This is a genomic window from Niveibacterium microcysteis (assembly GCF_017161445.1).
GTDB lineage: Bacteria > Pseudomonadota > Gammaproteobacteria > Burkholderiales > Rhodocyclaceae > Niveibacterium > Niveibacterium microcysteis.
Genome location: NZ_CP071060.1, coordinates 2,579,844 through 2,604,339 on the forward strand (window position 1 = coordinate 2,579,844; position 24,496 = coordinate 2,604,339).

At 63.6% G+C, this 24,496-nt stretch carries 32 protein-coding genes; 22 read left to right on the plus strand and 10 right to left on the minus strand.

What is annotated here, in order from left to right; genetic code table 11:
* Positions 1–68 precede the first annotated feature (68 nt).
* On the minus strand, positions 69–953 hold the full coding sequence (locus JY500_RS11650) for an NAD(+)--dinitrogen-reductase ADP-D-ribosyltransferase (protein WP_246479593.1): 885 nt from the start codon (positions 951–953) through the stop codon (positions 69–71).
* 153 nt (positions 954–1,106) lie between these two features.
* Between JY500_RS11650 and nifH the strand changes: the two genes are divergently transcribed.
* The 9 genes from nifH (at position 1,107) to JY500_RS11695 (ending at position 7,771) form a co-directional block, all read left to right on the plus strand.
* Positions 1,107–1,988: a nitrogenase iron protein gene (gene nifH, locus JY500_RS11655; protein ID WP_172202846.1), complete on the plus strand. Its 882-nt coding sequence runs from the start codon at positions 1,107–1,109 to the stop codon at positions 1,986–1,988.
* 73 nt (positions 1,989–2,061) lie between these two features.
* Positions 2,062–3,537 (plus strand): nitrogenase molybdenum-iron protein alpha chain, encoded by a 1,476-nt coding sequence (nifD, locus tag JY500_RS11660; RefSeq protein WP_206252503.1) that lies wholly within the window; start codon positions 2,062–2,064, stop codon positions 3,535–3,537.
* Between the two features lie 176 nt (positions 3,538–3,713).
* A complete protein-coding gene (gene nifK, locus JY500_RS11665) occupies positions 3,714–5,282 on the plus strand; it encodes a nitrogenase molybdenum-iron protein subunit beta (protein WP_206252505.1) in 1,569 nt (522 codons plus the stop codon).
* A gap of 82 nt (positions 5,283–5,364) precedes the next feature.
* The gene (gene nifT, locus JY500_RS11670) at positions 5,365–5,589 is read left to right on the plus strand and encodes a putative nitrogen fixation protein NifT (RefSeq protein WP_172202849.1); all 225 of its coding nucleotides are present in this window, start codon (positions 5,365–5,367) and stop codon (positions 5,587–5,589) included.
* 14 nt (positions 5,590–5,603) lie between these two features.
* On the plus strand, positions 5,604–5,801 hold the full coding sequence (locus JY500_RS11675) for a 4Fe-4S binding protein (RefSeq protein WP_172202850.1): 198 nt from the start codon (positions 5,604–5,606) through the stop codon (positions 5,799–5,801).
* Positions 5,802–5,877: 76 nt separating this feature from the next.
* On the plus strand, positions 5,878–6,579 hold the full coding sequence (locus JY500_RS11680; protein ID WP_206252506.1) for a dinitrogenase iron-molybdenum cofactor biosynthesis protein: 702 nt from the start codon (positions 5,878–5,880) through the stop codon (positions 6,577–6,579).
* On the plus strand, positions 6,576–6,851 hold the full coding sequence (locus JY500_RS11685; protein ID WP_206252508.1) for a DUF6129 family protein: 276 nt from the start codon (positions 6,576–6,578) through the stop codon (positions 6,849–6,851). Before JY500_RS11680 ends, JY500_RS11685 begins: the two co-directional genes overlap by 4 nt.
* Positions 6,841–7,155 (plus strand): N(2)-fixation sustaining protein CowN, encoded by a 315-nt coding sequence (cowN, locus tag JY500_RS11690; RefSeq protein ID WP_206252510.1) that lies wholly within the window; start codon positions 6,841–6,843, stop codon positions 7,153–7,155. Before JY500_RS11685 ends, cowN begins: the two co-directional genes overlap by 11 nt.
* Before the next feature lie 16 nt (positions 7,156–7,171).
* Entirely contained in the window at positions 7,172–7,771 is a 600-nt protein-coding gene (locus tag JY500_RS11695) for an NAD(P)H-dependent oxidoreductase (protein WP_206252512.1), read from the plus strand.
* A gap of 379 nt (positions 7,772–8,150) precedes the next feature.
* On the opposite strand, the gene modC is transcribed toward JY500_RS11695, so the two are convergent.
* The 4 genes from modC to JY500_RS11715 all read right to left on the minus strand — a co-directional run bounded on the left by modC (position 8,151) and on the right by JY500_RS11715 (position 11,297).
* Complete coding sequence (modC, locus tag JY500_RS11700; RefSeq protein ID WP_206252514.1) at positions 8,151–9,242, minus strand: molybdenum ABC transporter ATP-binding protein; 1,092 nt, start codon at positions 9,240–9,242, stop codon at positions 8,151–8,153.
* A gap of 1 nt (position 9,243) precedes the next feature.
* Entirely contained in the window at positions 9,244–9,924 is a 681-nt protein-coding gene (gene modB / locus JY500_RS11705) for a molybdate ABC transporter permease subunit (protein ID WP_206252523.1), read from the minus strand.
* A 14-nt stretch (positions 9,925–9,938) separates the two neighbouring features.
* Positions 9,939–10,682, minus strand: coding sequence for a molybdate ABC transporter substrate-binding protein (gene modA, locus JY500_RS11710; RefSeq protein WP_425493206.1), 744 nt, complete (start codon positions 10,680–10,682; stop codon positions 9,939–9,941).
* An 81-nt stretch (positions 10,683–10,763) separates the two neighbouring features.
* Positions 10,764–11,297, minus strand: a complete 534-nt coding sequence (locus JY500_RS11715; RefSeq protein WP_206252531.1) for a nitrogen fixation protein NifQ — start codon at positions 11,295–11,297, stop codon at positions 10,764–10,766.
* A gap of 212 nt (positions 11,298–11,509) precedes the next feature.
* On the opposite strand from JY500_RS11715, the gene nifE reads away from it, so the two are divergent.
* The 13 genes from nifE (at position 11,510) to nifM (ending at position 21,457) form a co-directional block, all read left to right on the plus strand.
* The gene (gene nifE / locus JY500_RS11720) at positions 11,510–12,913 is read left to right on the plus strand and encodes a nitrogenase iron-molybdenum cofactor biosynthesis protein NifE (protein WP_206252533.1); all 1,404 of its coding nucleotides are present in this window, start codon (positions 11,510–11,512) and stop codon (positions 12,911–12,913) included.
* Position 12,914: 1 nt separating this feature from the next.
* Complete coding sequence (gene nifN / locus JY500_RS11725; protein WP_206252535.1) at positions 12,915–14,321, plus strand: nitrogenase iron-molybdenum cofactor biosynthesis protein NifN; 1,407 nt, start codon at positions 12,915–12,917, stop codon at positions 14,319–14,321.
* On the plus strand, positions 14,218–14,751 hold the full coding sequence (locus JY500_RS11730) for a NifB/NifX family molybdenum-iron cluster-binding protein (RefSeq protein ID WP_242533087.1): 534 nt from the start codon (positions 14,218–14,220) through the stop codon (positions 14,749–14,751). The genes nifN and JY500_RS11730 overlap by 104 nt, the downstream gene beginning before the upstream one ends.
* Entirely contained in the window at positions 14,751–15,188 is a 438-nt protein-coding gene (locus JY500_RS11735; protein WP_206252537.1) for a SoxR reducing system RseC family protein, read from the plus strand. Before JY500_RS11730 ends, JY500_RS11735 begins: the two co-directional genes overlap by 1 nt.
* Entirely contained in the window at positions 15,185–15,649 is a 465-nt protein-coding gene (locus tag JY500_RS11740) for a NifX-associated nitrogen fixation protein (protein WP_183632663.1), read from the plus strand. The genes JY500_RS11735 and JY500_RS11740 overlap by 4 nt, the downstream gene beginning before the upstream one ends.
* An 8-nt stretch (positions 15,650–15,657) precedes the next feature.
* Positions 15,658–15,876: a CCE_0567 family metalloprotein gene (locus JY500_RS11745; protein WP_172202867.1), complete on the plus strand. Its 219-nt coding sequence runs from the start codon at positions 15,658–15,660 to the stop codon at positions 15,874–15,876.
* Between the two features lie 35 nt (positions 15,877–15,911).
* Positions 15,912–16,214 (plus strand): ferredoxin III, nif-specific, encoded by a 303-nt coding sequence (gene fdxB / locus JY500_RS11750; RefSeq protein ID WP_172202868.1) that lies wholly within the window; start codon positions 15,912–15,914, stop codon positions 16,212–16,214.
* Positions 16,215–16,476: 262 nt separating this feature from the next.
* Complete coding sequence (nifU, locus tag JY500_RS11755) at positions 16,477–17,379, plus strand: Fe-S cluster assembly protein NifU (protein WP_206252539.1); 903 nt, start codon at positions 16,477–16,479, stop codon at positions 17,377–17,379.
* A 43-nt stretch (positions 17,380–17,422) separates the two neighbouring features.
* Positions 17,423–18,631, plus strand: coding sequence for a cysteine desulfurase NifS (gene nifS / locus JY500_RS11760; RefSeq protein WP_206252541.1), 1,209 nt, complete (start codon positions 17,423–17,425; stop codon positions 18,629–18,631).
* A gap of 25 nt (positions 18,632–18,656) precedes the next feature.
* Positions 18,657–19,793 (plus strand): homocitrate synthase, encoded by a 1,137-nt coding sequence (gene nifV / locus JY500_RS11765; RefSeq protein WP_206252543.1) that lies wholly within the window; start codon positions 18,657–18,659, stop codon positions 19,791–19,793.
* A gap of 17 nt (positions 19,794–19,810) precedes the next feature.
* On the plus strand, positions 19,811–20,128 hold the full coding sequence (gene nifW, locus JY500_RS11770) for a nitrogenase-stabilizing/protective protein NifW (RefSeq protein WP_172202872.1): 318 nt from the start codon (positions 19,811–19,813) through the stop codon (positions 20,126–20,128).
* Positions 20,125–20,598 carry a nitrogen fixation protein NifZ gene (locus JY500_RS11775; RefSeq protein ID WP_206252544.1) on the plus strand — a complete coding sequence of 158 codons (474 nt, stop codon included), beginning with the start codon at positions 20,125–20,127 and terminating at the stop codon, positions 20,596–20,598. The genes nifW and JY500_RS11775 overlap by 4 nt, the downstream gene beginning before the upstream one ends.
* Positions 20,591–21,457, plus strand: a complete 867-nt coding sequence (gene nifM, locus JY500_RS11780; RefSeq protein ID WP_206252546.1) for a nitrogen fixation protein NifM — start codon at positions 20,591–20,593, stop codon at positions 21,455–21,457. Before JY500_RS11775 ends, nifM begins: the two co-directional genes overlap by 8 nt.
* A 32-nt stretch (positions 21,458–21,489) precedes the next feature.
* Here nifM and JY500_RS11785 read toward each other — a convergent pair whose 3' ends face one another.
* The 5 genes from JY500_RS11785 to JY500_RS11805 all read right to left on the minus strand — a co-directional run bounded on the left by JY500_RS11785 (position 21,490) and on the right by JY500_RS11805 (position 24,492).
* A complete protein-coding gene (locus JY500_RS11785; protein WP_172202875.1) occupies positions 21,490–21,759 on the minus strand; it encodes a hypothetical protein in 270 nt (89 codons plus the stop codon).
* Positions 21,752–22,213 (minus strand): hypothetical protein, encoded by a 462-nt coding sequence (locus JY500_RS11790; RefSeq protein WP_206252548.1) that lies wholly within the window; start codon positions 22,211–22,213, stop codon positions 21,752–21,754. The genes JY500_RS11785 and JY500_RS11790 overlap by 8 nt, the downstream gene beginning before the upstream one ends.
* Positions 22,214–22,491: 278 nt before the next feature.
* Entirely contained in the window at positions 22,492–23,403 is a 912-nt protein-coding gene (gene bla / locus JY500_RS11795) for a class A beta-lactamase (protein WP_172202877.1), read from the minus strand.
* A gap of 111 nt (positions 23,404–23,514) precedes the next feature.
* Complete coding sequence (locus JY500_RS11800) at positions 23,515–23,799, minus strand: RnfH family protein (protein WP_206252550.1); 285 nt, start codon at positions 23,797–23,799, stop codon at positions 23,515–23,517.
* 12 nt (positions 23,800–23,811) lie between these two features.
* Positions 23,812–24,492 (minus strand): electron transport complex subunit E, encoded by a 681-nt coding sequence (locus JY500_RS11805; protein WP_206252552.1) that lies wholly within the window; start codon positions 24,490–24,492, stop codon positions 23,812–23,814.
* Positions 24,493–24,496 lie beyond the last annotated feature (4 nt).

Consider the following 24,496-nt stretch of genomic DNA (forward strand, 5'->3'; position numbering starts at 1 on the left):
GCGCTTGCCGCTTCGCAGCGCCAATCAAGCAATTCTTGGGATGAGGCGGACCAGCGCTCGGGGCACCGCTAGATTCCATCGACACCATAGACCCCGCCAATCGCAAGCACTTCGTCCTCACCCTGCAGACGCGCGGCCATCAGGCGCGCAAGGCAGAGCACGCGGGGTACAGGTACCTGGGTTCGGATCACGCTATCGCCGAACTCCTCGGCGCGTTCGCGCTGGAAGGTAAAGGAATTGACGTTATTGAGCAGCACGAGCGACTGGCCGTCGTGCTCACCAAGAATCTCATGTGCTTCCCAGCGGTTGAGGCCGCGGAATAGCGTGAAATGGCTCGTATCCGGGAAGCGCCGTTTGAGTTCGTACTGGGTCCAGGTGTAGACGAGGTCCAACTGCGCCTCGAGCGCATTGGTGTTGTACAGCCCGGTTGCGCGCTGTTCCAGGTACAGGCGATAAGGTTCGCCCGAAAAATCTCGAATCGGCGCGCGATGATGACGCGGCAAAAGGCCGAAGCGGGACTCGACCCACGCCTTGAGTACAGCGCCCTCCACGCTGTCTGAGTTGAAGTGCCAGCCGCGGATCAGCTTCAGGTAATTGAGCCTGCCGCGCCGCTTCGATACGCCTTGCGAATAGCCTGCGTCTTCCAGCGCATCAAGCCTGAAACTCACGCTCATGTAGTCGTAGAAGCGCTGCAGGCGAACATCCTCTGAGGGTTCTGCATCGAGCAGCGCAAAGAAGTCGCGGTGCAACTCCAGCACGCCGTCGAGCACCAGTGCAGAGGGATGCTGCTGATAGGTGTAGCTGCCCAGGATTACCGCAGGCAGATTGCAGCGGTTGATCGATAGGCGCGCCCATGGCGGCAGCGTCGGATTGTCGCAAGCCTTGTCGCCATCCCTACACAGTGCCGGCGCTTTGTCGCATGCCGCACTGCCACTCGTAGCACCGTCAACCACGTTTTCTCCTTGTTTTTCAGAAGCTTGAAGCGATTTCGACGGGTCTGGCACGCGCATTGCGATTTTGAGTGCGAGACGTCAGTGCGGTGATTGCCCGATTTCACGCAACTCATGTGCCTGACCCGAAAAACGTTTCCCTCAAGGAGAAGCACCATGGCAAAGCTTCGTCAATGCGCGATTTACGGCAAGGGCGGCATCGGCAAGTCGACCACCACGCAGAACCTCGTCGCCGCTCTGGCCGAGGCCGGCAAGAAGGTGATGATCGTCGGCTGCGATCCGAAGGCCGACTCCACCCGCCTGATCCTGCACGCCAAGATGCAGAACACCGTGATGCAACTGGCCGCTGACGCCGGGTCTGTCGAAGATCTCGAACTGGAAGACGTGCTGCAGATCGGCTTCAAGGGCATCAAATGCGCCGAGTCCGGTGGCCCGGAACCGGGCGTCGGTTGTGCCGGCCGTGGCGTGATCACCGCGATCAACTTCCTCGAAGAAGAAGGTGCTTACTCCGACGACCTCGACTTCGTGTTCTACGACGTTCTGGGCGACGTGGTGTGTGGCGGTTTCGCGATGCCGATCCGCGAAGGCAAGGCGCAGGAAATCTACATTGTCGTGTCGGGCGAGATGATGGCGATGTACGCCGCCAACAACATCTCGAAGGGCATCGTGAAGTACGCCAATTCGGGCGGCGTTCGCCTTGCCGGCCTGATCTGCAACAGCCGCAAGACCGATCGCGAAGACGAACTGATCATCGCGCTGGCCGAGAAGATCGGCACCCAGATGATCCATTTCGTACCGCGCGACAACGTTGTGCAGCACGCCGAGATCCGCCGCATGACGGTCATCGAATACGACCCGACCGCCAAGCAGGCCGACGAGTACCGCGAACTCGCACGCAAGATCGTCGAGAACAAGAAGTTCGTGATCCCGAATCCGCTCGAAATGGAAGAGCTGGAAGAACTGCTGATGGAGTTCGGGATCATGGAAGTGGAAGACGAGAAGATCGTCGGCAAGACCGCCGCCGAACTCGCAGTCTGATTCAGCCACTTCACGATCCAGCGATTGAACCAGTGCGCCGTGTCCGGCTAGGGGCCGGCGCAGGGAGAACGTAATGACTGAACTGACCCGCGAAGCGGCCCAGGCCCTCATTGAAGAGGTGCTTGAGGTCTACCCCGAGAAGGCCAAGAAGGACCGCGCCAAACACTTGATGGTGAACGACAAGACCATCGAGCAATCGAAGAAGTGCATCACGTCGAACCGCAAGTCGGTGCCAGGCGTGATGACCCAGCGCGGCTGCGCCTACGCTGGTTCGAAAGGTGTGGTGTGGGGCCCGATCAAGGACATCATCGACATCTCGCACGGCCCGGTGGGCTGTGGCGCCTACTCGCGCGGCGGCCGCCGCAACTACTACGCCGGCACCTCGGGCGTGGATTCCTTCTGCGACATCAACTTCACCTCCGACTTTCAGGAGAAGGACATCGTCTTCGGCGGCGACAAGAAACTCGCCAAGCTGATCGATGAACTCGAGGGCCTCTTCCCGCTGTCGAAGGGCATCTCGGTGCAGTCCGAATGCCCGGTCGGCCTGATCGGTGACGACATCGAGGCGGTGTCGAAGAAGAAGGCGGCCGAGATCGGCAAGACGATCATCCCGGTGCGCTGCGAAGGCTTCCGCGGTGTATCGCAATCGCTGGGTCACCACATCGCGAACGACGCGGTGCGCGACTGGATCATCTCTAACCGCGACGATCAGGCGTTCGAGAGCACGCCTTACGACGTTGCGATCCTGGGTGACTACAACATCGGTGGCGACGCGTGGGCATCGCGCATCCTGCTCGAAGAGATGGGCCTGCGGGTCGTCGCCCAGTGGTCGGGTGACGGCACCCTGGCGGAAATGGAAAACACGCCGAAGGTGAAGCTGAACCTGCTCCACTGCTACCGCTCGATGAACTACATCGCGCGGCACATGGAAGAGAAGTACGCGATCCCCTGGCTCGAGTACAACTTCTTCGGCCCGAGCAAGATCGCCGAGAGCCTGCGCGACATCGCCTCGCACTTCGACGACACGATCAAGGAAGGCGCCGAGCGCGTCATCGCCAAGTACACGCCGGCGATGAACGCGATCATCGCTAAGTACAAGCCGCGCCTGCAAGGCAAGAAGGTAATGCTTTACGTCGGCGGCCTGCGTCCGCGCCACACCATCGGTGCCTATGAAGATCTGGGCATGGAGGTGATCGGCGCCGGTTACGAGTTCGCGCACAACGATGACTACGACCGCACGATGAAAGAGATGAAGGACGCCACCCTCATCTACGACGACGTGACCGGCTACGAGTTCGAAGAGTTCGTCCGCAAGCTCAAGCCCGATCTGATCGGCTCCGGCATCAAGGAGAAGTACGCCTTCCACAAGATGGGCGTGCCTTTCCGCCAGCTCCACTCGTGGGACTACTCCGGCCCCTATCACGGTTTCGATGGTTTCGCGGTCTTTGCCCGCGATATGGACATGACCGTGAATAACCCCTGCTGGGGAATGCTCAAGGCGCCTTGGCTCAAGGAAGAAACCAGCGCTGACGATCTCAAGGCCGCTTGAGCCTACGCGCTTGCCGTACTGCGGAATCCGGGGGGCTCCCCTGCCCCGGATTCCGGTCTGCAGCGCGTAGCCGCCCGCCCCAAGAAAAGTCCGTGTGAGCACGTGTGGCTACCGCCGCACGGCCGATCAAGCTTCGCCCGCGTCCACAGCTAGTTGGCCGGGCAAGGAGATGCAAGATGCAAACCGTCGAAGATACGAAACCGTGTTTCCCGCTCTTCAACGAGCCGGAGTATCGCGAGCTCATCAAGAACAAGCGCGAGACCTTTGAAGAGACCGTCTCGAAAGAGAAGATCGCCGAGACCTTTGCCTGGACGACCACCCAGGAATACCAGGACCTCAATTTCAAGCGCGAAGCGCTGACGATCAACCCGGCCAAGGTCTGCCAGCCGCTCGGCGGCGCCCTGTGCGGCATGGGTTTCGAGAAGACCATGGTCTACATCCACGGCTCGCAAGGCTGCGTCGCTTACTTCCGCACCTACTTCAACCGTCACTTCAAAGAGCCGATTGCCTTCATCGCCGACTCGATGACTGAAGACGCGGCGGTGTTCGGTGGCCAGAAGAATGTGCACGAAGGCCTGCAGAACGCGACCAAACTGTACGACGCGAAAATGATCGCGGTGTGCACCACCTGTATCGCGGAAGTCATCGGCGACGACCTCGGCGCCTTCATCGGCAACGCGCGCAAGGAAGGCCACGTCGAGAAGGACTTCCCGATCCCCTACGCGAACACCCCCTCCTTCGTCGGATCGCACATCACCGGCTGGGACAACATGTTCGAGGGCATCGTCAGCTACTTCACGCAAGCGACGATGGACGGCAAGGTGGTTGGCAGCAACAAGAAGATCAACATCGTTCCGGGCTTCGAGACCTACCTGGGCAACTACCGCGTCATCAAGCGGATGCTCAAGGAGATGGACGTCGACTACACCTTCCTGTGCGATCCGGAAGAAGTGCTGGACACCCCGGCGAATGGCGAATACCAGATGTATGCCGGCGGCACGACGATCGACGAAGTGAAGGACGCGCCGAACGCCATCACCACGCTGATGCTGCAACCGACTTCGCTCGAGAAGAGCAAGAAGTTCATCGAGTCGACCTGGAACCACGAGGTGCCGAAGCTCAACATCCCGATGGGTGTCGAGTGGACTGACGAGTTCCTGATGAAGGTGTCCGAAGTCACCGGCAAGCCGATCCCCGAATCGCTGCTCAAGGAGCGCGGTCGCCTGGTCGACATGATGACCGACTCGCACGCCTGGCTGCACGGCAAGAAGATGGCGCTGTTCGGCGACCCCGACTTCCTGCTGGGGCTCACCAAGGTGATGCTGGAACTGGGCATCGAGCCGACCCACATCGTCTGCAACAACAGCAACAAGCGTTGGGAAAAGGCGATGAAGAAGCTGCTCGAATCCTCGCCCTACGGTGTGCACGCCAAGCTGTACCCGGGCTGCGACCTGTGGCACATGCGCAGCCTGTGCTTCACCGACAAGCCGGACTTCATCGTTGGCAGCACCTACGGCAAGACGATCCAGCGCGACACGCTCTACAAGGGGCCGGAGTTCGAAGTGCCGCTGATCCGCCTGGGCTTTCCGATCTTCGATCGCCACCACCTGCACCGCATGACCACGCTGGGCTACGAGGGCGGCATGTACCTCGTCACCACGCTGACCAATGCAGTACTGGAGCGGCTGGACGAGAAGACCAAGTTCATGAACGACACCGACTACAACTTCGACATCGTTCGCTGAACCCAGCACAGCCGAGCACGGCGTGCCGATCGCGTTTTTGCTCCGCGACGGCACGCCGACTCGACGAACCCGGAGCCAAGACATGGCCAACATCATGGTACGCAAGGCCCCAGATGGTGGGTTGTCGTTCTACCTGCCCAAGCGCGACATCGAGGACCGAATCACCTCGATCGAATTCGACACCCCTGAGAAGTGGGGTGGCGAAATCCGGCTCGGTAACGGGGGCGTCTACTTCATCGATCCGATCCCGGCCCCTGCACGGCTGCCCATCTCGGTGCGAGCCCGTCGGGTGGACGGCGTCGAATAGCTAGGAGAACCATCATGGCAATGAAAATCATCGTCGCCGAATGCAGCAGCTGTGGCGACTGCATCAAGGTCTGCCCGACCAACTCGATCTTCGACAAGGGCGGCATCGTCAAGATCAAAGCCGACACCTGTAACGAATGCGAAGACCACGACGAAGGCCCGCGCTGCCAGGCCACCTGTGCCTCGGGCGACGCTTGCATCGTCTACATGTGACCCGCGGCGGCGGTGTCGTGCAGCAATGGCACAGCACCGCCGCAGTTGCCCTCGTCTCGGAAGTCCGGAGCTCGCCATGAACACATCGATCACGCGTGAAGCCGCGCTGCGTATTGGCCTTGCCGCAAGGGCACTGGAAGTCAGCCCGCGCGAACTGACGCTGGCCCTTGCAGAGAAGCTCGATCTGCCGTTATCGGAAACGAAGCTCGCCGGTTGTTCGGTGGAGTTCTTGCGCGAGGCGATGGACGGAGACGGTGGCATCTGCGTCGCCGAAAAGGAAGATCTCAAGAAAGCAGTGCGACTGCTTTGGGGCGAGGGCGTGACGGGCAGCGAACTACCGCGGCCAGATGCCTATACCGATGGCGACATGCCGCGCTCAGTTCGGCTTGCATGCGCCTCGAACAACGGTGAAATGCTGGATGGACATTTCGGTTCCTGCGAGCGCTTCCTCATCTACCAGGTTTCAGCCGACGAATTGCGCCTGGTTGACGTGCGCTCAACGCTCGAAGCCGATCATGCCGAGGATAAGAACGTCGCCCGCTCAGCCCTCATCGCTGATTGCGATGTGCTCTACGTCCAATCGATCGGAGGCCCTGCGGCGGCCAAGGTGATCCGCGCCAACGTGCATCCGGTGAAGATCCCCCTGCCCGGCCCTGCACGCGACAGTGCGGTTCGCCTTCAAGCCTCCCTCGCGAGTCCGCCGCCATGGTTGGCCCGTGTGATGGGGGTCACCCCGCCATCGCTCGAACGCTTCGCCACAGCGGACGAAGACGCATGATCACCGCGGACTTTCTCAAACAGGTGTGCGGCGCGCTGGCTCACGGCAAGGCACGCCAGGCGGGCGTAGATACCGCGTTACGCGAAGCCTTCCCTGGCATGCCGTTCACGCTTTGCAGCGACAACGACATTCCCTCCCGCCTGCAACCGCTCGCACGGGGCGAAGGGTTTGCGCTCTACGGCATCAACACCGCGGGGCACTGCGCGGCACTGACCAGCAGTGCGGATACCGCCAGCGGCCTCGCGATTGCCCTGACCGACGATGAAGACTGAACTGGCAAACACGCCTCAGGCCGACAGCCCGACACGCGACCGATACTGCAGCTTCGTCGGCCTCGACTGTAGCGGCCAAGCGCAGCGGCTCGTCGCCCTGCTGCGGCGTTACATCGATGATCCCGCCCGCACCAACGGATTCTGGCAATTGTTCGCTCGCAAGCTCGCTGCGGAAAGCGGCCCCAAGCATGACCCGCTGTTCCTGATCCATGCGCACCTGAACATTCTGCGGGAGCAACTCGAGATGCATGACGACGAGACGGCGCTCGCCCTGCTCGACCAGATCGAAATCGAGTGTTGCTGACGCACGATCGCGACCGATGAATATCCTGATCGTTCTCGCCCATCCACGTTTGGGCAGCTTCAACCACGGCATCGCACAACGCATCGCGAGTGAGCTGGCCGCAGTGGGCCACACCGTTACGCTGCGCGACCTCTGCGCCGAGCGCTTCGACCCCAATTTCACCGAGGACGAGTTGCTGCGCGGCAACGTGGCGCCACCACTGATTCGCGAGCACGCGGACGCCGTCCTCGCGGCCGACGGCATCGTCGTCGTACATCCAAACTGGTGGGGCCAGCCGCCGGCCATTCTGAAAGGCTGGCTCGACCGCGTCCTCAGGCCGGGCGAGGCCTACCGCTTCGGTACCAACGACCGTGGCGAAGGCGTCGTTATCGGCCAACTCAAGGCCCGCGCCGCCTTGGTGGTCACGACCTCAAACACCCCCCGCGAAGCGGAACTCGAACGCTACGGCGATCCGCTCGACAACTTGTGGAAGCGCTGTGTTTGGGGTTTCTGCGGCATCGACAAGGTCGAGCGCATCAACTTCGAACCGGTGATCGGCAGTTCAGATGAATGCCGCAGCGCATGGCTGACTCAGTGCGCGCGACAAGCGCTGGCGCTATTTCCAAGCGCCGAGTAAGCCGCCCGAGCAAATCCTCAACACCCCTAACAAGGCCTGCCATGTGTGATCCCAAGCCCGACCCCGCATCCTCATCACTTCACGAAACCGTCTGCCGAATTACGCACGGTATCCCGTGCAAGGCAGCACATGGTCTAGGCGCAGCATTCAAGCGACTGATCGGGAAGCCCACCACGGAAAAGGCGTGTTGTGGCGGGCATGAGAAGTCAGCCACCCGTAACAACGCTGGATGCGGAGGACGCGGCGCCGGTGGCGAGCCGCGTGCCTGTGGATGCGGCGCGAAGAACGGGCATGACACGGTGGGCGGCTAGGCCGAGCCGCTTCGTTTCATGCAGTGCGGTCGCCAAGCCGCGAGGTCGCATCGCGGCCGGGCGGCCGCTCACTCAAGCAGTGCCACGGCCTTGATCTGGGCCCACACCGCGAGGCCTGGCGTTAGGCCTAACTGGCTGACAGCACGCCGGGTAAGCCTTGCGAACAGAGGAACGCCGGATGCGACGAGTCCGACGAGACACTGCGACGGATCGTCAGCCGGAACGATATCGCGAATAGTGCAGGCGAATCGGTTCTGGATGCTCGATGCGTTATCCCCGCTCAATGCGATGCTGACATCACGGGCGAGGATACGGACACGCACCGATCGACCCACGTTCAGCGGGCGTTGCGAAACCGCAATGTCGCCACCGGAAAAGCGCAGTTGAGTGAGATGCCAGTGCTCATCGTGGCCCACGACCTCTGCGCTGATCACAACCCCGGCCTCGTGCTCCCGCGCGAGCGGCAGATCGAGCCGCGACAGAGCTTCGTCCAGCGGCGCACTAGCCAGCACCTTGCCCTGTTCGAGCAGCACCAGATGGTCTGCCAGGCGCGCAGCCTCCTCGACCTGGTGCGTCACGTAGAGCAACGGGATCTCAAGCTCGTCGTGCAGCCGTTCGAGGTAGGGCAGGATCTCCTGCTTGCGCGCCGCGTCCAAGGCAGAGAGCGGTTCGTCCATCAACAGCAGACGGGGTTGCGTAAGCAGGGCCCGCGCGATCGCGACGCGCTGCCGCTCGCCCCCGGACAACCGATCGGTGGCGCGGCCCAATAGATGCTCAATACCCAGCAAGGCGGCGACCTTCGGCAGTGTCAGCACGCCACCCGTCGCCGCGGCACGCTTGCTACCGTAGGCGAGGTTTCCGCGCACATCGAGATGCGGGAACAGGCTCGCTTCCTGGAATACGAAACCGATCGGACGACGCCAGGTCGGCAAGAAGTGAGACCGTTCTGTGTCTTGCCAGACTTCGCCATTGACCGACAGGTACGCGCTGGCCGCGCGCTCCAACCCTGCGACGCAGCGCAACAGCGTGGTCTTCCCCGATCCGGAATGGCCAAACAGCACCGTTACGCCGCGCCCGGGCAGCGCGAGATCCGCTTCGAGTTCGAAACCGGGGTATCGATGCTGCAAGCGCAGGCGTATCCGCTGTTCGTCAGTGGCCATATCAGCTGCGCCGAGCCTGCGGACTGAGGGTGTAGAGGAGCAGCAGCACGATGAACGAAAAGCCCACCATGCCAGCAGCGAGCCAGTGCGCGCGCGCATATTCGAGCGCTTCCACATGGTCGAAGATCTGCACCGACACCACACGTGTCACACCCGGGATGTTGCCGCCGATCATCAACACGACACCGAATTCGCCCACCGTATGGGCGAAGCCGAGGATAGCGCCGGCTAGAAAACCGGGTCGCGCAAGCGGCACGACGACCGACCAGAACGCATCCCACGGCGAGGCACGCAAGGTGGCGGCCACTTCAAGCGGGCGCGGGCCGATGGCCTCCATGGCGTTCTGGATCGGCTGCACGACGAATGGCAGCGAATAGAACGTGGAAGCGACGACGAGCCCACCAAACGTGAATGGCAGCAGGCCGATGCCCAGCGCTTGCGTTGCTCGCCCCACCGGCCCGTCGGGCCCCATCAACAGCAACAGGTAGAAACCCAATACCGTGGGTGGCAACACGATAGGCATTGCGACCAGCGCACTCGCCACGCTGCGCCAGCGCGATCGTGTATGCGCAAGCCACCACGCAATAGGGGTTCCGAGCAGCAACAGCAGCAGCGTCACCGTTGCGGCAAGCTTGATCGTCAGCCAGATCGCCGACCAATCCTGGGATTCAAGCGCAGTCATGGGCGCCGCAATGCTCAAAGCCCATACCCGTAGGCCCTGATGACCGCCCTCGCCTTGTCGCCCTTCAAGAACTGAAGCAGGGCCAACGCAGCCGCCTTGTCAGCGCCACGAGCAAGCAGGACGGCATCCTGCCGGATTGGCGCGTAGAGAGACTCCGGCACGATCCAGGCCGAGCCGCTTACCAATGCGCCGTCTTTCCAGACTTGCGACAGCGCGAGCAAGCCCAGTTCGGCGTTGCCGCTCGCGACAAACTGGTAGGCCTGCGCGATGCTGTTGCCCTGCACCAGCTTCGCCTGCAATCCGGCGTAGAGACCAAGGCGGGTCAGCGCCTCGACCGCGGCCTCACCGTAAGGCGCAGTCTTGGGGTTCGCGATCGCAAGCCGCTCGAAGTTTCCCTGCCGCAGTACGCCCCCCTTGTCGTCCACCACACCGGGCTTGGCACTCCAGAGAACCAACTTGCCGATTGCGTAGGTGTAGCGCGTGGCGGCCACCGCGTTGCCTTCCCGCTCCAGGCGCGCGGGTGTTTCATCGTCGGCCGCGAGCAGCAGGTCGAACGGGGCGCCGTTCTTGATCTGCGCATACAGCGCCCCGGTGGCGCCGGGAGACAGACGCACATGGTGGCCGCTCGCGCGCTCGAACTCGTCGGCGATCTGGCGCATCGGCGCCGAGAAATTGGCCGCAACGGCGACAGCCACTTCGTCCGCCCACGCGGGCGAACAAACCCCAAATACGGCGCACAGCACCACAATCGATCTGATCACCGGTATTGCTCTCCTGTCGTTCTGGCGCCGGGCCAAGGCGCTGGACGTGGCCAATCATAGCGAAGACCGCGGAAAGGATCAGTCTTCGGGCCCGAAACACACCGCAAGGTCGCTGCAATCGGCGCAATTCGGCGACTTGCAGATGGGTACCTCAGCGCGCAGACACAGCTGACGGTAGAAGAATTTCTTCCACTTCATGTCGCGATCGTTGAGTGCCGCCAGGCTCGGAAAACGCAGATTGAGGATTGCCGACAGCTCGCGACGCGATGGCAAACCCATGTCCTGCCAAAGGTGCTCGTCACGTTGCGCGGCAGTCGCGATTGCCGCCGCGAGCCACACGGAAAGCTCGTCGCGCGGTGAGGCGTGGTCGCACAGCAAAGCAAACAGCTCGTCGAACTCATCGAAAGGGGCACTCGCACTGCGACCATTTGTCAGCGGCACATCGGGCAGGCAGCGGGCGCAAAGCGCGGCAAAAGCGGCATCGTCGAGGCCCCGAATCAACGGCTGCGCACCGATGCGCTGGCTCTGGGCGATCGCGCAGGCGACAACGATCTGCTCGAGGGGCGGAACGACTTCGGCGAGATGTGAAAGGCTTGGTTCGGGTGCATTCATCGCGAACTCCTTTGCACCCTCTTCAGCAAGGATCAGACCATCGCCGCACCGGCACGGCGGGCCGTCGTTTGGGCGGAGCGCACTGTACAAATGCCGACAATTTGTCGCATTCGTCACCAGTGGCACGCGCCGCAAACCGCGTGCTGCCGGGCGTTTGCGGCGCGGGCACAGGGCTTGCAGGTGAGGCTGCACGATCCAGACAGGCATCTACCGTGAAAGCTTCCGAGATCACCGCCCTGCAGAATGAGCCCGCCTGCGCCCACAACGCCGGCGAGAAGAGCGGCTGCGCGCGCCCCAAGCCGGGTGCAACGGCCGGTGGCTGCAGCTTCGACGGCGCGCAGATCGCGCTGCTGCCGATTGCCGACGTCGCCCACATCGTGCACGGGCCGATCGGCTGCGCGGGCAATTCCTGGGACAACCGCGGCACACGATCCAGCGGCCCGGTGCTCTATCGCACAGGCATGACCACCGACCTCAGCGAGCAGGACGTGATCATGGGGCGCGGCGAGAAGAAACTGTTTCACGCAATCAAGCAGGCGATCGACGAGCAGGCGCCCGCGGCCGTTTTTGTCTACGCCACCTGCGTCACGGCGCTCACCGGTGACGATCTCTCGGCGGTCTGCAAAGCGGCAGAAGCGCGCTGGGGCGTGCCGGTGGTGCCTGTCGATGCGGCGGGTTTCTACGGCAGCAAGAACCTCGGCAACCGCATCGCCGGCGAGACCATGCTCGATCATGTAATCGGCACGCGCGAACCTGAGCCGGTATCGGTGGCGTGGGTGCCGGGCCAGCGGGTACACGACGTGAGCCTGATCGGCGAATACAACATCGCCGGCGAGTTCTGGAATGTCGCGCCGCTGTTCGACGAACTCGGGCTGCGCATCATCGGCACCTTGTCGGGCGACGCCCGCTACCGCGAGGTGCAGACGCTGCATCGTGCCGAAGCCAGCATGGTGGTGTGCGCGAAAGCCCTCTTGAACGTGGCGCGCAAGCTCGAGAAGCGCTGGGGCGTGCCGTACTTCGAGGGCAGCTTCTACGGTGTCGCTGACACCTCGGAGGCGCTGCGCGCCTTTGCCGGCCTGCTGCGAGACGCGGATCTGAACGCGCGTACCGAGGCGCTGATCGCACGCGAGGAGGCGTGGATCAACGCAGCACTCGACCCGTGGCGCGCGCGCCTGCAAGGCAAACGGGTACTGCTCTACACCGGCGGCGTGAAGTCCTGGTCCATCGTCTCTGCTTTGCAAGACCTGGGGATGCAGGTGGTGGCCACTGGCACGAAGAAATCCACCGCCGAAGACAAGGCACGCATTCGCGACTTGATGGGCGAGGACGCGGTGATGATCGACGACGGCAGCCCCAAGGCGCTGCTCACCGCCTACAAGGACCTGCGCGCCGACATCCTCATCGCGGGCGGACGCAACCTCTACACCGCGCTGAAGGCGCGCCTCCCCTTCCTCGACATCAACCAGGAACGCGAATTCGGTTATGCCGGATACCGCGGCATGCTCGAACTCGCGCGCCAGCTGGCGCTCAGCATCGAAAGCCCGGTCTGGGATGCGGTTCGCCGCCCGGCGCCATGGGCGCGCAGCAAGCTGGCCGGCACGCCGGTGGGAGCCTGACATGGCCGAAGTGATCAAACGCAGCAAGCCGCTCTCGGTCGATCCGCTGAAGACAAGCTCCACGCTCGGTGCGAGCCTCGCTTTCCTCGGCTTGCAGCGGGCGATTCCGATGATGCATGGCTCGCAGGGCTGCACCGCCTTCGGCAAGGTGTTTCTGGTGCGCCACTTCCGCGAGAGCATTCCGCTGCAGACCACGGCGATGGACCAGATCGCCACGGTGATGAGCGCCGACGAGAACGTCATCGAAGGCCTCAAGACGCTGTGCGAGAAAAGCGGCCCGGATGTGATCGGCCTGCCTACGACCGGCATCGCCGAAACCCAGGGCAGCGACATTCACCGGTTGGTGCGCGAGTTCCGCGCCAGCCACCCGCAGTACGCACAGGTGGCCATCGTGCCGGTGAACACGCCCGACTACATCGGTAGTCTGGAGAGCGGTTTCGCGCTGGCGGTCGAGGCGATCATCCAGACGTTGGTGCCGCACACCCGACATGCGGGCCGCCGGCGCCGTCAGGTGAACGTGCTCGCATCGGCCGCGCTGACGCCGGGCGACATCGAGGTGATCCGCGATTGGTGCGAAGCGTTCGGGCTGCGCGCCGTGGTGCTGCCGGACCTTGGCGATTCACTCGACGGCCACCTGATCGAAGCCGAGCACTCACCGCTGACGCTCGGCGGTACGCCACGTGAAGAAATTGCCGCAATGGGCGACTCCGTCGCCACGCTGGTCATCGGCGATTCGCTCAAGCGCGCGGCCGACGAATTGCATCTGCGCACCGAAGTGCCCGACTACCGATTCGACCACCTGATGGGGCTCGACGCCTGCGACCGTTTCACGCAAACGCTGGCGGAGATATCCGGCATCACGGTCCCGGCACGGATCGAGCGACAACGTGCCCAACTGCAGGATGCCATGGTCGACAGTCACTTCATGACCGGCTTCCTCCGCGTGGGCATTGCAGGGGAGCCCGACCTGCTTGCGGGCATGACGGAATTCATGACCAGCAATGGCTGTGAGGTCGTAACAGCCGTTGCCCCGGTGCGCGCCGAATCCCTCGTGCGCCTGCGCTGTGCCACCGTCCAGATTGGCGACCTGCAGGATCTTGAACAGGGAGCGCAAAGCCAGCATGCCCAGTTGCTGGTTGGCAGCGCGCACCTTGCACCGTGCGCCGGGCGACTCGGTATTCCGCTGCTACGCGCAGGCTTCCCGCAATACGACCGGCTGGGCGGCTTTGCCCGCCCCTGGGTGGGCTACCGCGCAGCGCGGCAAGCCCTGTTCGACATCGCCAACCTCGTCCTGGAGCAACACCATGACATTCCGGCCTACCGATCCGTTTTTTGGTCAGGCGGACCCCGCGACCGCGAAGACCACCCTCTCCCTTCGCAAAGTCGCGCTGGCGTGGTCCGCCACTGACCCCGAGCCGGGCACGCTGCGGGTGGCATTCGCCAGCCGCGACCGCGTTCATGTCGACCAGCATTTCGGCGCCGCCGAAGGCTTCGTCATCTTCACGGTAGACGCTGAGCGTGCCCGGCTGGCGGGGGTGCTGGAATTCCCGCCCGAAAACATGGACGGCAATGAGAACAAGCTCGGCGAGCGGATCCGGGCGCTGGAGGGCTGCGCGGCGGTCTACTGCCTGGCAGTCGGCGGCTCGGCAGTGCGCCAGCTGCTGGCGGCCAACATCCAGCCGATCCGGCTCGAGAACGCTGCATCGATCGATCCGCTGCTCAACAGCATCCGCGACGCGATCAATGCGGGCGGCGTGCAGTGGATAGACCGCCGCATTCATCGCGACACCGATGATTCGCGCTTCGAGCGCATGGCCGCCGAGGGTTGGCAGGAATGATGGAACGCACTGCACGCGTCATCGCGATCCACCCCGGGCATATGGACGTCGCCGTGCAGCCCGCTGCAGCCTGCAGCGCATGCGGTGCGCGCAAAGCCTGCCAGGGCGAATCCGCAGATCGCGTATTCGCGCTGCCGCTCGCCCCTGGCGTCGTGCTCGGCGCCGAGGTTTCGCTCGCGCTTGAAGATCATCGCCTGCTGATGACTGCCGCCCTTGCCTACCTGGTGCCAGCGGTGGGCTGCGTGGTCGGCGCCGTACTCGGGCAGATCCTCGGCCACGGCAACCTGACCGCCCTCGCAGGCGCCCTGACTGGCTTGTTCGCCGGCCTGCTCCCCGCGCGCGTACTGACCGCACGCCTGGGCGACGACTGGAACCAGCCCGCCATACACAGTTGCAGTCCCCTCCCCCCTTCGGACAAGCGGAGCTCCGAATCATGACGACCACTACCACCGTGCCCGACCCGATCTTCGAAACCGACTTCATGCGCGAAATGCTGCGCCAGATGCGTGCGCTGGACAGCTATGGCGTGCACGACGGCAAGAGCGTTGAGCAGCTGCTTGCACCCTTCGTGCTGACCAAGGAAGCCCGTGCGGCGATTCCGCTGCTGGGCGATCCGGATGAAGTCACGCTCGCTCGAGTGCGTGCCTTCTACAACGCCATCGCGGTGCTGATCGAAAAGGAATGCGGAAACATGGCCGTGCCGCTGGTGCATCTGTCGCACGAAGGCTTCGGCCGCGTGATCATCACCGTGGGCAAGCTCGTTGCACTGGATCGCAGCCTGCGCGATGTGCATCGCTTCGGCTTCGATTCCTTCTCGAAGATGAAGACGGAAGCGGACAAGCAGCTCGCCGTGGCGATCGAACTCGTCGGCCGCCACCCGGACGTGGCCGGCCTGTGAGCGCTGCCATGGACAGCCCGACACTCGAATCGCTGGAAAAGGACGTCCGCCGCTTGCGGCGCATCGCATCCGAATGGGCAGGCCAGCTGCATGACCTGGTCGAGGATCGACTTCCCGCCGCGTTCCACGAGATTCCCGGCATCTCGCAATCCACCTACGACGCGTGCCAGGCCTGGGCCGAAGCGGAGGCCCGGTTGCGCGCGGCACGTACAGAACACCCCTTGTGAGTCACCCCCCATTTCACCATCACAGGAGCAACACCATGTCTGACATTACCGGTATCACCCGCGGCGGCACCCCATGGACGCCTGAATTTGCTGTCGCGCTCGATGCCAAGAAGTGCATCGGCTGCGGCCGCTGCTACAAGGTCTGCACGCGTGACGTGCTGGAACTGATCGATCGGAGCGAAGACGATCTGCCCGAAGACGACGATGACGACGACAGCGAGAGCATCTCGTCCGTGATGTCGCTCGCCGACCCGATGGACTGCACCGGCTGCGGCGCATGCAGCCGCGTTTGCCCCAAGGCTTGTTTCACACACAGCGCGATGCCGCTGGCAGCCTGACGCCCGCCCCGCCTCACCCGCACCGGCCGCATTGATTGCGGCCGGTGGCGCTTCATCCGCGGCCCGGCCGCCGATCACGCCGCTACGGCGCCTTCCCCACAGCGCCTTGTCGCAAGTCCGACAATCGCGCCACGCTCGCCCGCCCAAGCCCTTTCCGCACAGGCCTTTGCGACCGACGAGCTCACTTGGCACACGCTTTGCAGTAGCACCTTGCAAGCACCGTTCAGCACGGTGCGCCCTCAAAGTCGTCAAGGAGCCTGCCATGTGGGACTACACCGAAAAGGTCAAGGAACACTTCTTCAACCCACGCAACGCCGGCCCGCTGGACCAAGCGAATGCGGTTGGTGATGTCGGCTCCATCCAGTGCGGTGACGCACTTCGCCTGATGCTGGATGTCGACCCGGAAACCGAGATCATCCGCGATGCGCGCTTCCAGACCTTCGGCTGCGGCTCGGCGATTGCGTCGAGCTCGGCGCTCACGGAGATCGTCAAGGGCAAAACCCTGGACGAAGCACTCAAGGTCAGCAACCAGGACATCGCCGCCTTTCTCGATGGTCTGCCACCGGAAAAGATGCACTGCTCGGTGATGGGCCGCGAAGCGCTGCAAGCCGCGATTGCGAACTACCGCGGCGAGGCATGGAAGGACGACCACGAAGAAGGCGAGTTGATCTGCAAGTGCTACGCGATCGATTCGGCGCTGATCGAACGGGTGGTCCGCGAGAACGGGCTCACGACACTCGAACAGGTAACCCACTTCACCAAGGCTGGCGGGGCCTGTGCGTCCTGCCACGAGAAGATCGAGGACGTGCTGATCTCGATCGTCGCGGCTCGTTGCGAAGCCGGCGCAATCGAGGCAGCTCCAGCGGCCGCCGCCCCGGCACCGATCGACACCGTTGCTGCCGAGAAACCGCGCATGACCAACCTCCAGCGCATGCGCAAGATCGAAGAAATCATCGAATCGGTGCGCCCGATGCTGCAGAACGATCATGGCGACATCGAGATCGTCGACATCGTCGGCAAGAACATCTACGTGAACCTCAAAGGCGCCTGCATGGGCTGCGCGCTCGAAGCCGCCACGCTTGGGGCGATCCAGCAAAAGCTGTTCGAAGAACTGGGCGAATACGTGCGCCTGCTGCCCGCAAGCCAACTCGAAATGGCGCGCTGAACGCGCCGCAAAGAACGTCCGACCCCCAACGGAGCGCCCGACCATGAAACCGATCTATCTCGACAACAACGCCACCACGCCCTGCGACCCGGCCGTCGTTGAAGCCATGCTGCCCTTCTTTACCGAGCAGTTCGGCAACGCCTCATCCATCCACAGCTTCGGCAATCAGGTGGGTGTGGCGATCAAGAAGGCACGCGCGCAGATCCAGGCCCTGCTCGGCGCCGAGCACGACTCGGAGATCATCTTCACCTCCGGCGGCACCGAGTCGGACAACACCGCGATTCTCTCCGCGCTCAAGGCCCAGCCCGATCGCAACCAGATCATCACCACCGTGGTCGAACACCCCGCCGTGCTCGCTTTCTGCGACCGGCTTGAGAAAGAGGGTTACGTGGTGCACAAGCTGCGGGTGGATGGCCGCGGCCGGCTCGACATGGACGCCTACCGCGAACTGCTGACCGACCGCGTCGCAATCGTTTCGGTGATGTGGGCCAACAACGAAACCGGCACGATCTTCCAGGTCGAAGAGATGGCCGAGTACGCCCACGCACGCGGCATCCAGTTCCACACCGATGCCGTTCAGGCGGTGGGCAAGCTGCCGATCGACCTGAAGCGCACCAAGATCGACATGCTCTCGCTCTCGGGCCACAAGCTGCATGCGCCCAAGGGCATCGGCGTGCTCTACCTGCGCCGCGGCACGCGCTTCCGCGCGCTCTTGCACGGCGGCCAGCAGGAACGCAGCCGCCGCCCTGGCACCGAAAACGCACCGGGCATCATCGCGCTGGGCAAGGCGGCCGAACTCGCCATGCAACACATGGAGACCGAGAACACGGACGTCCGCTTCCTGCGCGACAAGCTTGAGAAAGGCATTCTCGCGCGCGTGCCACGCGCCTTCCCGAATGGCGATCTGCACTGCCGGCTACCGAACACCAGCAACATCGCGTTCGAGTTCGTCGAAGGCGAAGGCATCCTGCTGTTGTTGAACAAGTTGGGTATCGCGGCCTCCAGCGGATCGGCCTGTACTTCGGGCTCGCTCGAACCCTCGCATGTGATGCGTGCGATGGGCATTCCCTACACCGCGGCGCACGGCAGCATCCGCTTCTCGCTGTCGCGCTACAACACGCTTGACGAGATCGAACGCGTCATCGAGGCAGTGCCGCCAATCATTGCGCAGTTGCGCAAGATCTCGCCCTACTGGAACGAGAGCGGTCCAGTCGAAGACCCGGACAAGCTGTTCCAACCCGCCTACGCCTGATTGGCGCAACGCAACGGAGACCGCAATGCCCGCATTCGTCACCGTTAATGACACAACCCTGCGCGACGGCGAGCAGACCGCGGGGGTTGCATTCAGTCGCGCCGAGAAGCTGGATGTAGCCCGCAGGCTCGACGCCCTCGGCGTGCCGGAAATGGAAGTCGGCATCCCGGCGATGGGCGAGCACGAGCGTGCCAGCATCCGCGCGATCGCGGCCCTTGGCCTGCACGCACGCCTGATGGTGTGGGCGCGGCTCACGGAGTCGGACGTGCGCGCCTGCGAAGGGCTTGGCGCACATCTGATCGACATCTCCGCTCCGGCCTCCGACCAACACCTGGCCCGCAAACTCGGCCGGTCGCGTGAATGGTTGCTCGGCGAGATCGCTCGTCTGGTGCCACTCGCGCGTGGCTTCGGCTTGGGCGTTTCGATCGGGCTTGAAGACGCGTCGCGCGCCGACCTTGGTTTTCTCGTTCGCATCGCCCAGGTCGCCGAGGCTGCCGGTGCCATCCGGCTCCGCTTCGCGGACACGCTCGGCGTCATGGAGCCCTTCGGCGTACGGCGGGCGATTCGCACGCTCAAACGCCACTGCGGCCTGCAGATCGAGATGCATGCGCACAACGACCTGGGCATGGCCACCGCGAACACGCTGGCCGCTGCCCGCGCCGGCGCGACGCATGTGAACACCACTGTGAACGGCCTGGGCGAGCGCGCCGGCAACGCTGCGCTGGAGGAAGTCGTGCTCGGCCTCGGTCAGTGTTACGGCATATCGACCGGCATCGATCTGACCGCATTTCCGGTGCTCGCGGAGCGCGTCGCCGCCGCATCGGGGCGACCGATTCCCGCGCAGAAGAGCCTGACCGGCGCCAACGTCTTCACCCACGAAGCCGGCATCCATGTCGACGGCCTTCTGAAGGATCCGAGCAACTATCAGGGTTTCGACCCCGCATTGGTCGGCCGCTCGCACCGCGTCGTGCTCGGCAAGCATTCCGGCAAGGGCGCGGTGAAGTCCGTCTTCGCCCGCCTGGGCCACCCGGTTGGCGACATGGAAGCCGACGCCCTGCTTGGCCGGGTACGGCAGTTCGTTGTCACAACCAAGCGCGCCCCCAACGACGACGATCTGATGCGCCTGTTCGACGGTGTCACCCCAGAACCACTGCCCTGCTGAACGAACGCGAGGACACCATGCACGCCCCCTCCCCCACGCTGGCCGACGACCTTGCCGAACTCGAAACGATCGAGGACTTCCTCGCCTACTTCGGTATCCCGTACGAACGTTCGGTGGTGCAAATCAACCGGCTGCACATCCTGCAGCGCTTCCACGACTACCTGCGCAGCGCCGACGAGCCGCCGGTCTACGAACAGTGGCACGAGCGCCTCGCGCGCGCCTACGACGACTACCTGAATTCGGACGCGATCACGCAAGGCGTGTTCCGCGTCTTCAAGCGCGCCCGTGGCATCTCCACCGTGCAGCTCAGCGACATCGGGCGGGCCCCGCGATGAACCCGCAGTTCGAACTTGGCGATGTGGTGCGAGTCGTGCGCAACGTGCGCGACGACGGCACCTTTCCCGGCGCCACCCGCGGCGATCTGCTCGTGCGCCGAGGCAGCCTCGGGCATGTGGTCGACATCGGCACCTTCCTGATGGATCAGATCATCTACTCGGTCCATTTTCTGGATGCCAAACGGATTGTCGGCTGCCGCGAGGAAGAACTGCTTCCCGCTGACGCCCCTTGGGCGGAATCTCAGTTCGAGACGCGGGAACGGGTGCGCAACCTGAAAGCACTCTCGATCAACGGCAAGGTACGGGTGCCCGTTGGCGCGGTGGGCGAAGTGCTCAAGGTGATTCGCGATGTCGCCGACGACATCGCCTACCACGTCCATTTTCCGGTGTTCCCTGGCCGCACGCTCCAGGTGCGCGAACGCGCCCTTGGCCCGGTCACACCAGCGATTCAGGAGACGAGTGATGCCTGACGCCACCACAAGCCAAGCTGTTGCACATGCCCCGTCGCGCTACCTCACGATCAAGCATGCGCAGGCCTTGTTCCAGCAAGCGCCCGACGCGCTGTCCGACGCGCAACGCGCACGCGTCGACGAAGTGGTGGCGCGCCAACTGGCGATCGAGCAGCGTGTGCTGATGAGCGAAGAAGCCCGCCGTGTAGCGGTCAGCAGCGATATGGTGGACGCTGGCGTCACTGAGGTCATGTCGCGTTTTGAGAGCGAAGCGGACTTCGTCTGCACACTTGCAAAGCAAGGGCTCACGCAAGCAGCGCTGCGCGAAGAGCTGACGCGCGACATGACCGTCGATGCGGTGCTCGACGCGGTATCCGCCAACGTTCCGCCCGTCAGCAAGCAAGACGTCGAGATCTTCTACCGCCTGCACGCCGATCGTTTCCACACGCCCGAGCGTCGCACGGTCAGGCACATCCTCATCACGATCAACGACGACCTTGCCGGCAGCGGCCGGGTCGCGGCGCGTGCGCGCATCGACCAGATACGGGCTCAGTGCGCGCGCGACCCGGAGCAATTTGCGAAACAAGCCCTGCGCCATTCGGAGTGTCCGACGGCGATGCAAGGCGGTCTGCTCGGCCCGGTCACGCGCGGCCAGCTGTTTCCGGCGCTCGATGCAGCGCTGTTCTCGATGGCGACAGGCGAGTTATCCGGCGTACTCGAGTCGCCGATGGGTTTCCACATCCTGTGTTGCGATCACATCCGCCCCGCTGGGCGTGTGCCGCTGGCAAAGGTGCGCGACAAGATCCGCATGCAGATTCTGAGTACGCGGCGCGCGCACTACCAGAGGGAGTGGTTGCGCAGCCTGATCACCAGGAAGTAGCGCGACACCCGCGCCACATCGACAACCCAAGCTCAGCGATGAACGCCGAGTGCTGCCAGGGCGCCCTTCATCGTCAGCACCGCGCGTTGCAGCTCTGCGGCACTCAGATCGTCACTTGCCGAGATGCTCTCAAGCGCCTCGACCGTCTCGCTCAACTCGCGCAGCGCCACCTGCTCCGCTTCAAAGTGCGCTTCCTCGTAAAGCGGTTTCCAAGCCGGATGCCGGGTACCCACAGGCCTTTCAAGCTGGACATGCCGGCCGGGGCCGGTCCATACCCATGCAACGGGCGCTAGCCTACCCATGATCCACCTCCTGTAGCAGTGCGGCAGCCGCGCGGTACGCGGCTTCACGCCGTGTGCGCAGTTCGTCGGAATCGGACCCCGTCAAGGGTACGAGGGCGTCCACACAATCGCGCAGCACCGCAATCACCCGATGAAGCGGCACAGGTGTCTCAGGCTGCTCAAAGAGTGGCACCAGCTCGCAATCGAAGTCTTCAGCGTGGGCCAGTGCCTCACGCTGGGAATAGAAGGTGCAGGTCTCGACGTAGGCCTTGTTTCGCGGCACCAACATCCACGCCGACGGTGCGTACCGGTGAATGTGTGAGGCGTCCTGCAAAACGGCCGAAGACTCGTCAGTGCCTGCACGGTAGGCCACATTCGCGGCCGCACTTGCACCGACACGGCCAACGGTGGCCGGCGCCGCTGATTCGAGCAGGCCCGCGGACAGGCGCCGGGCATTGCCATTCTGTTCAAACATGCTGCTTCCTTGCTCTCAACCCGGGGAAAGATCCGTCCCCGCAACGCTTCCAGCGCCAACTTGTGGCTGGCGCCGATCAATACTTTAACGAAAGCAAGTAATGCGCCGTATCGGCGAGCGCCACGGAGCGATGCGGCTTGCCTGAGCTGGGCCAACAGGTGCGCTCGGGCCAGCGGACTCGGCTCGCACCGCAGCGGTTGCGGATGCCCAAGAACGGGGCGTCTCACCCCTTTTCAACGACGGCTTTCAGGTGCGGCGCTACACACCCGCCCCACAGCTCAAACCGAAGGCGTTGTGCCAGGTTCGCGCGCCCAACGGCCAACTTCAGCGATGACCGCCTCTTGCTTGGCGCGGTCAACCTTGGCCTGAGTGAGGTAGACCGTCACGACAATCGGCTTGCCTTCGGGCGTCCAGTAGACGCCGACGTCGTTTGCTGTGCCCGTCGATGCGTTGCCCGTGCCGGTCTTGTCGGCGAGTCGCCAGCCGGCCTTGAGGCCGGCTCGCAAGCGCTGGTCGCTGGTCTTGGTGGCGAGCATCCATTGCGTGAGTTGGGCCTTGGAGCCCGCACTCAATTTGTCTTCAAGGAGCAGCCGGCGCAGGTCGACCGCCATCGCCGCGGGCGTCGTCGTATCGCGCACGTCGTCCGGCAGCGCTTCGTTGAGCTCCGGTTCGCCGCGATCAAGCCGCGTCAGCGTGTCACCGATGCCGCGCACGTAAGCGTTCCACTGCGGAATGCCGCCGATCTGTCGCAGGATCAGATTGGCAGCGGTGTTGTCGCTTTCGGTGATTGCGGCTTCACACAACTCGCCCAGGCTCAGCCCTTCACCACCGACATGCTGCTTCGTCACCGGCGCCCATTCGAGCAGATCGCTCTTTGCGATGACGATGCGCCGATCCAGCTGCTCCTGTCCGGCGTCGACACGCCCGAGCAGCGCAGCGGCGGCGAGCCATTTGAAGGTGCTACACATCGGGAAGCGTTCGCCTTCCCGGTAGCCGGTGATACGGCCACTTTCGGTATCGATGCAGCACACCCCAAGACGGCCGCCGACCTTCGCCTCGATGTCCTCAAAAGGGCTGTGGCGATTGCGATGATGCGGCTTCTTTTGATGTGACTTCTTCTTCGCGCTGGCCTCAGACGCGAACGCGGCGAGCGCGACACTGCCCGCCCAGAGGAATGCCCTTCTGTCCATCTCTGCCCGATCCACTGTTTCCTGGACCGGGCATGGTATTCGGCATGCGGCGAAAATCCGACCCCGAATTGTTTCGGGAGGTGAAGGGCCGCCGTAACCGCAGGTGCGGCTTCAGGCGTCGTCGCTGTCCAGTTCAAAGCCAGGCCGGCGCGGCACCGACATTGGATCGCACTGGATCGCGCGGTAGATCTCGACCCTGTCGCCCGCCCGAAGCGGTGCATCGAGCTTGACGGCCTTGCCGAAGATGCCGACCCGCTGGCTCGCGAGGTCGATGTGCGGGAACTGGGCGTAGATGCCGGACTCCTCAATCGCGTCCCGTACCCGCGTGCCCTCTTCCACTTCGATGTTGAGCCAAGCCTGCCGACCCGGCTCTGCGTAAGCGATGGATACTTTCATGTTGCCTCCCGGTTAAGCCGCACAATGACTGGGTTGAGTCGCCACACCGCATGCCTTGCTGGCGTCGCGCCGCATTTCGATCCGTTTGCGAACCGCCAGCAACAACCCCAGCGTGAGGAAGCCGCCCGGCGGCAGAATCATCATCAGCGTGCCGCCGTAACCCGGCAGCACCCGCGTTTCGAGGAAGGCGAAGTGCGGTCCGAGGAGCAGGCTGGCCTGCGAGAACAGCGTGCCACTACCGATGATTTCGCGCACAACGCCGATCGAAGTCAGCGCCGCGGTGAAGCCCAGTCCCATGAAGAGTCCATCTGCACCCGACGCGAGGACGCCGTTCTTGCACGCAAAGGCTTCCGCACGCCCAAGGATTGCGCAGTTGGCGACGATGAGCGCGATGTAGAGGCCCAACACCTTGTAGAGGTCGTGCATCCAGGCGTTGAGGCCGAGATCCACCAGCGTGACGATGGTCGCGATGATCGCGATGAACACAGGGATGCGGACCTGCTCGGTCACCACACCACGCACGGAAGACACGGCCATGTTGCTCACCACCAACACCGCGGTGGTTGCGAGCCCCATGCCGAGCCCGTTCGTGGCGGTCGAAGTCAGCGCCATCGTCGGGCACATGCCGAGGATCTGAGCGAGTACCACGTTCTGATCCCAGAGCCCGTTACGAATGATGTCTTTGGTTTTCATGGGA

Coding starts and splice junctions, on each gene's coding strand:
- nifH (WP_172202846.1), top strand. CDS start 1,107: ATGGCAAAGCTTCGTCAATGCGCGATTTACGGCAAGGGCGGCATCGGC.
- nifD (WP_206252503.1), top strand. CDS start 2,062: ATGACTGAACTGACCCGCGAAGCGGCCCAGGCCCTCATTGAAGAGGTG.
- nifK (WP_206252505.1), top strand. CDS start 3,714: ATGCAAACCGTCGAAGATACGAAACCGTGTTTCCCGCTCTTCAACGAG.
- nifT (WP_172202849.1), top strand. CDS start 5,365: ATGGCCAACATCATGGTACGCAAGGCCCCAGATGGTGGGTTGTCGTTC.
- JY500_RS11675 (WP_172202850.1), top strand. CDS start 5,604: ATGGCAATGAAAATCATCGTCGCCGAATGCAGCAGCTGTGGCGACTGC.
- JY500_RS11680 (WP_206252506.1), top strand. CDS start 5,878: ATGAACACATCGATCACGCGTGAAGCCGCGCTGCGTATTGGCCTTGCC.
- JY500_RS11685 (WP_206252508.1), top strand. CDS start 6,576: ATGATCACCGCGGACTTTCTCAAACAGGTGTGCGGCGCGCTGGCTCAC.
- cowN (WP_206252510.1), top strand. CDS start 6,841: ATGAAGACTGAACTGGCAAACACGCCTCAGGCCGACAGCCCGACACGC.
- JY500_RS11695 (WP_206252512.1), top strand. CDS start 7,172: ATGAATATCCTGATCGTTCTCGCCCATCCACGTTTGGGCAGCTTCAAC.
- modC (WP_206252514.1), bottom strand. CDS start 9,242: ATGGCCACTGACGAACAGCGGATACGCCTGCGCTTGCAGCATCGATAC.
- modB (WP_206252523.1), bottom strand. CDS start 9,924: ATGACTGCGCTTGAATCCCAGGATTGGTCGGCGATCTGGCTGACGATC.
- JY500_RS11715 (WP_206252531.1), bottom strand. CDS start 11,297: ATGAATGCACCCGAACCAAGCCTTTCACATCTCGCCGAAGTCGTTCCG.
- nifN (WP_206252535.1), top strand. CDS start 12,915: ATGGCCGAAGTGATCAAACGCAGCAAGCCGCTCTCGGTCGATCCGCTG.
- JY500_RS11730 (WP_242533087.1), top strand. CDS start 14,218: ATGACATTCCGGCCTACCGATCCGTTTTTTGGTCAGGCGGACCCCGCG.
- JY500_RS11735 (WP_206252537.1), top strand. CDS start 14,751: ATGGAACGCACTGCACGCGTCATCGCGATCCACCCCGGGCATATGGAC.
- JY500_RS11740 (WP_183632663.1), top strand. CDS start 15,185: ATGACGACCACTACCACCGTGCCCGACCCGATCTTCGAAACCGACTTC.
- JY500_RS11745 (WP_172202867.1), top strand. CDS start 15,658: ATGGACAGCCCGACACTCGAATCGCTGGAAAAGGACGTCCGCCGCTTG.
- fdxB (WP_172202868.1), top strand. CDS start 15,912: ATGTCTGACATTACCGGTATCACCCGCGGCGGCACCCCATGGACGCCT.
- nifU (WP_206252539.1), top strand. CDS start 16,477: ATGTGGGACTACACCGAAAAGGTCAAGGAACACTTCTTCAACCCACGC.
- nifS (WP_206252541.1), top strand. CDS start 17,423: ATGAAACCGATCTATCTCGACAACAACGCCACCACGCCCTGCGACCCG.
- nifV (WP_206252543.1), top strand. CDS start 18,657: ATGCCCGCATTCGTCACCGTTAATGACACAACCCTGCGCGACGGCGAG.
- nifW (WP_172202872.1), top strand. CDS start 19,811: ATGCACGCCCCCTCCCCCACGCTGGCCGACGACCTTGCCGAACTCGAA.
- JY500_RS11775 (WP_206252544.1), top strand. CDS start 20,125: ATGAACCCGCAGTTCGAACTTGGCGATGTGGTGCGAGTCGTGCGCAAC.
- nifM (WP_206252546.1), top strand. CDS start 20,591: ATGCCTGACGCCACCACAAGCCAAGCTGTTGCACATGCCCCGTCGCGC.
- JY500_RS11785 (WP_172202875.1), bottom strand. CDS start 21,759: ATGGGTAGGCTAGCGCCCGTTGCATGGGTATGGACCGGCCCCGGCCGG.
- JY500_RS11790 (WP_206252548.1), bottom strand. CDS start 22,213: ATGTTTGAACAGAATGGCAATGCCCGGCGCCTGTCCGCGGGCCTGCTC.
- bla (WP_172202877.1), bottom strand. CDS start 23,403: ATGGACAGAAGGGCATTCCTCTGGGCGGGCAGTGTCGCGCTCGCCGCG.
- JY500_RS11800 (WP_206252550.1), bottom strand. CDS start 23,799: ATGAAAGTATCCATCGCTTACGCAGAGCCGGGTCGGCAGGCTTGGCTC.
- JY500_RS11805 (WP_206252552.1), bottom strand. CDS start 24,492: ATGAAAACCAAAGACATCATTCGTAACGGGCTCTGGGATCAGAACGTG.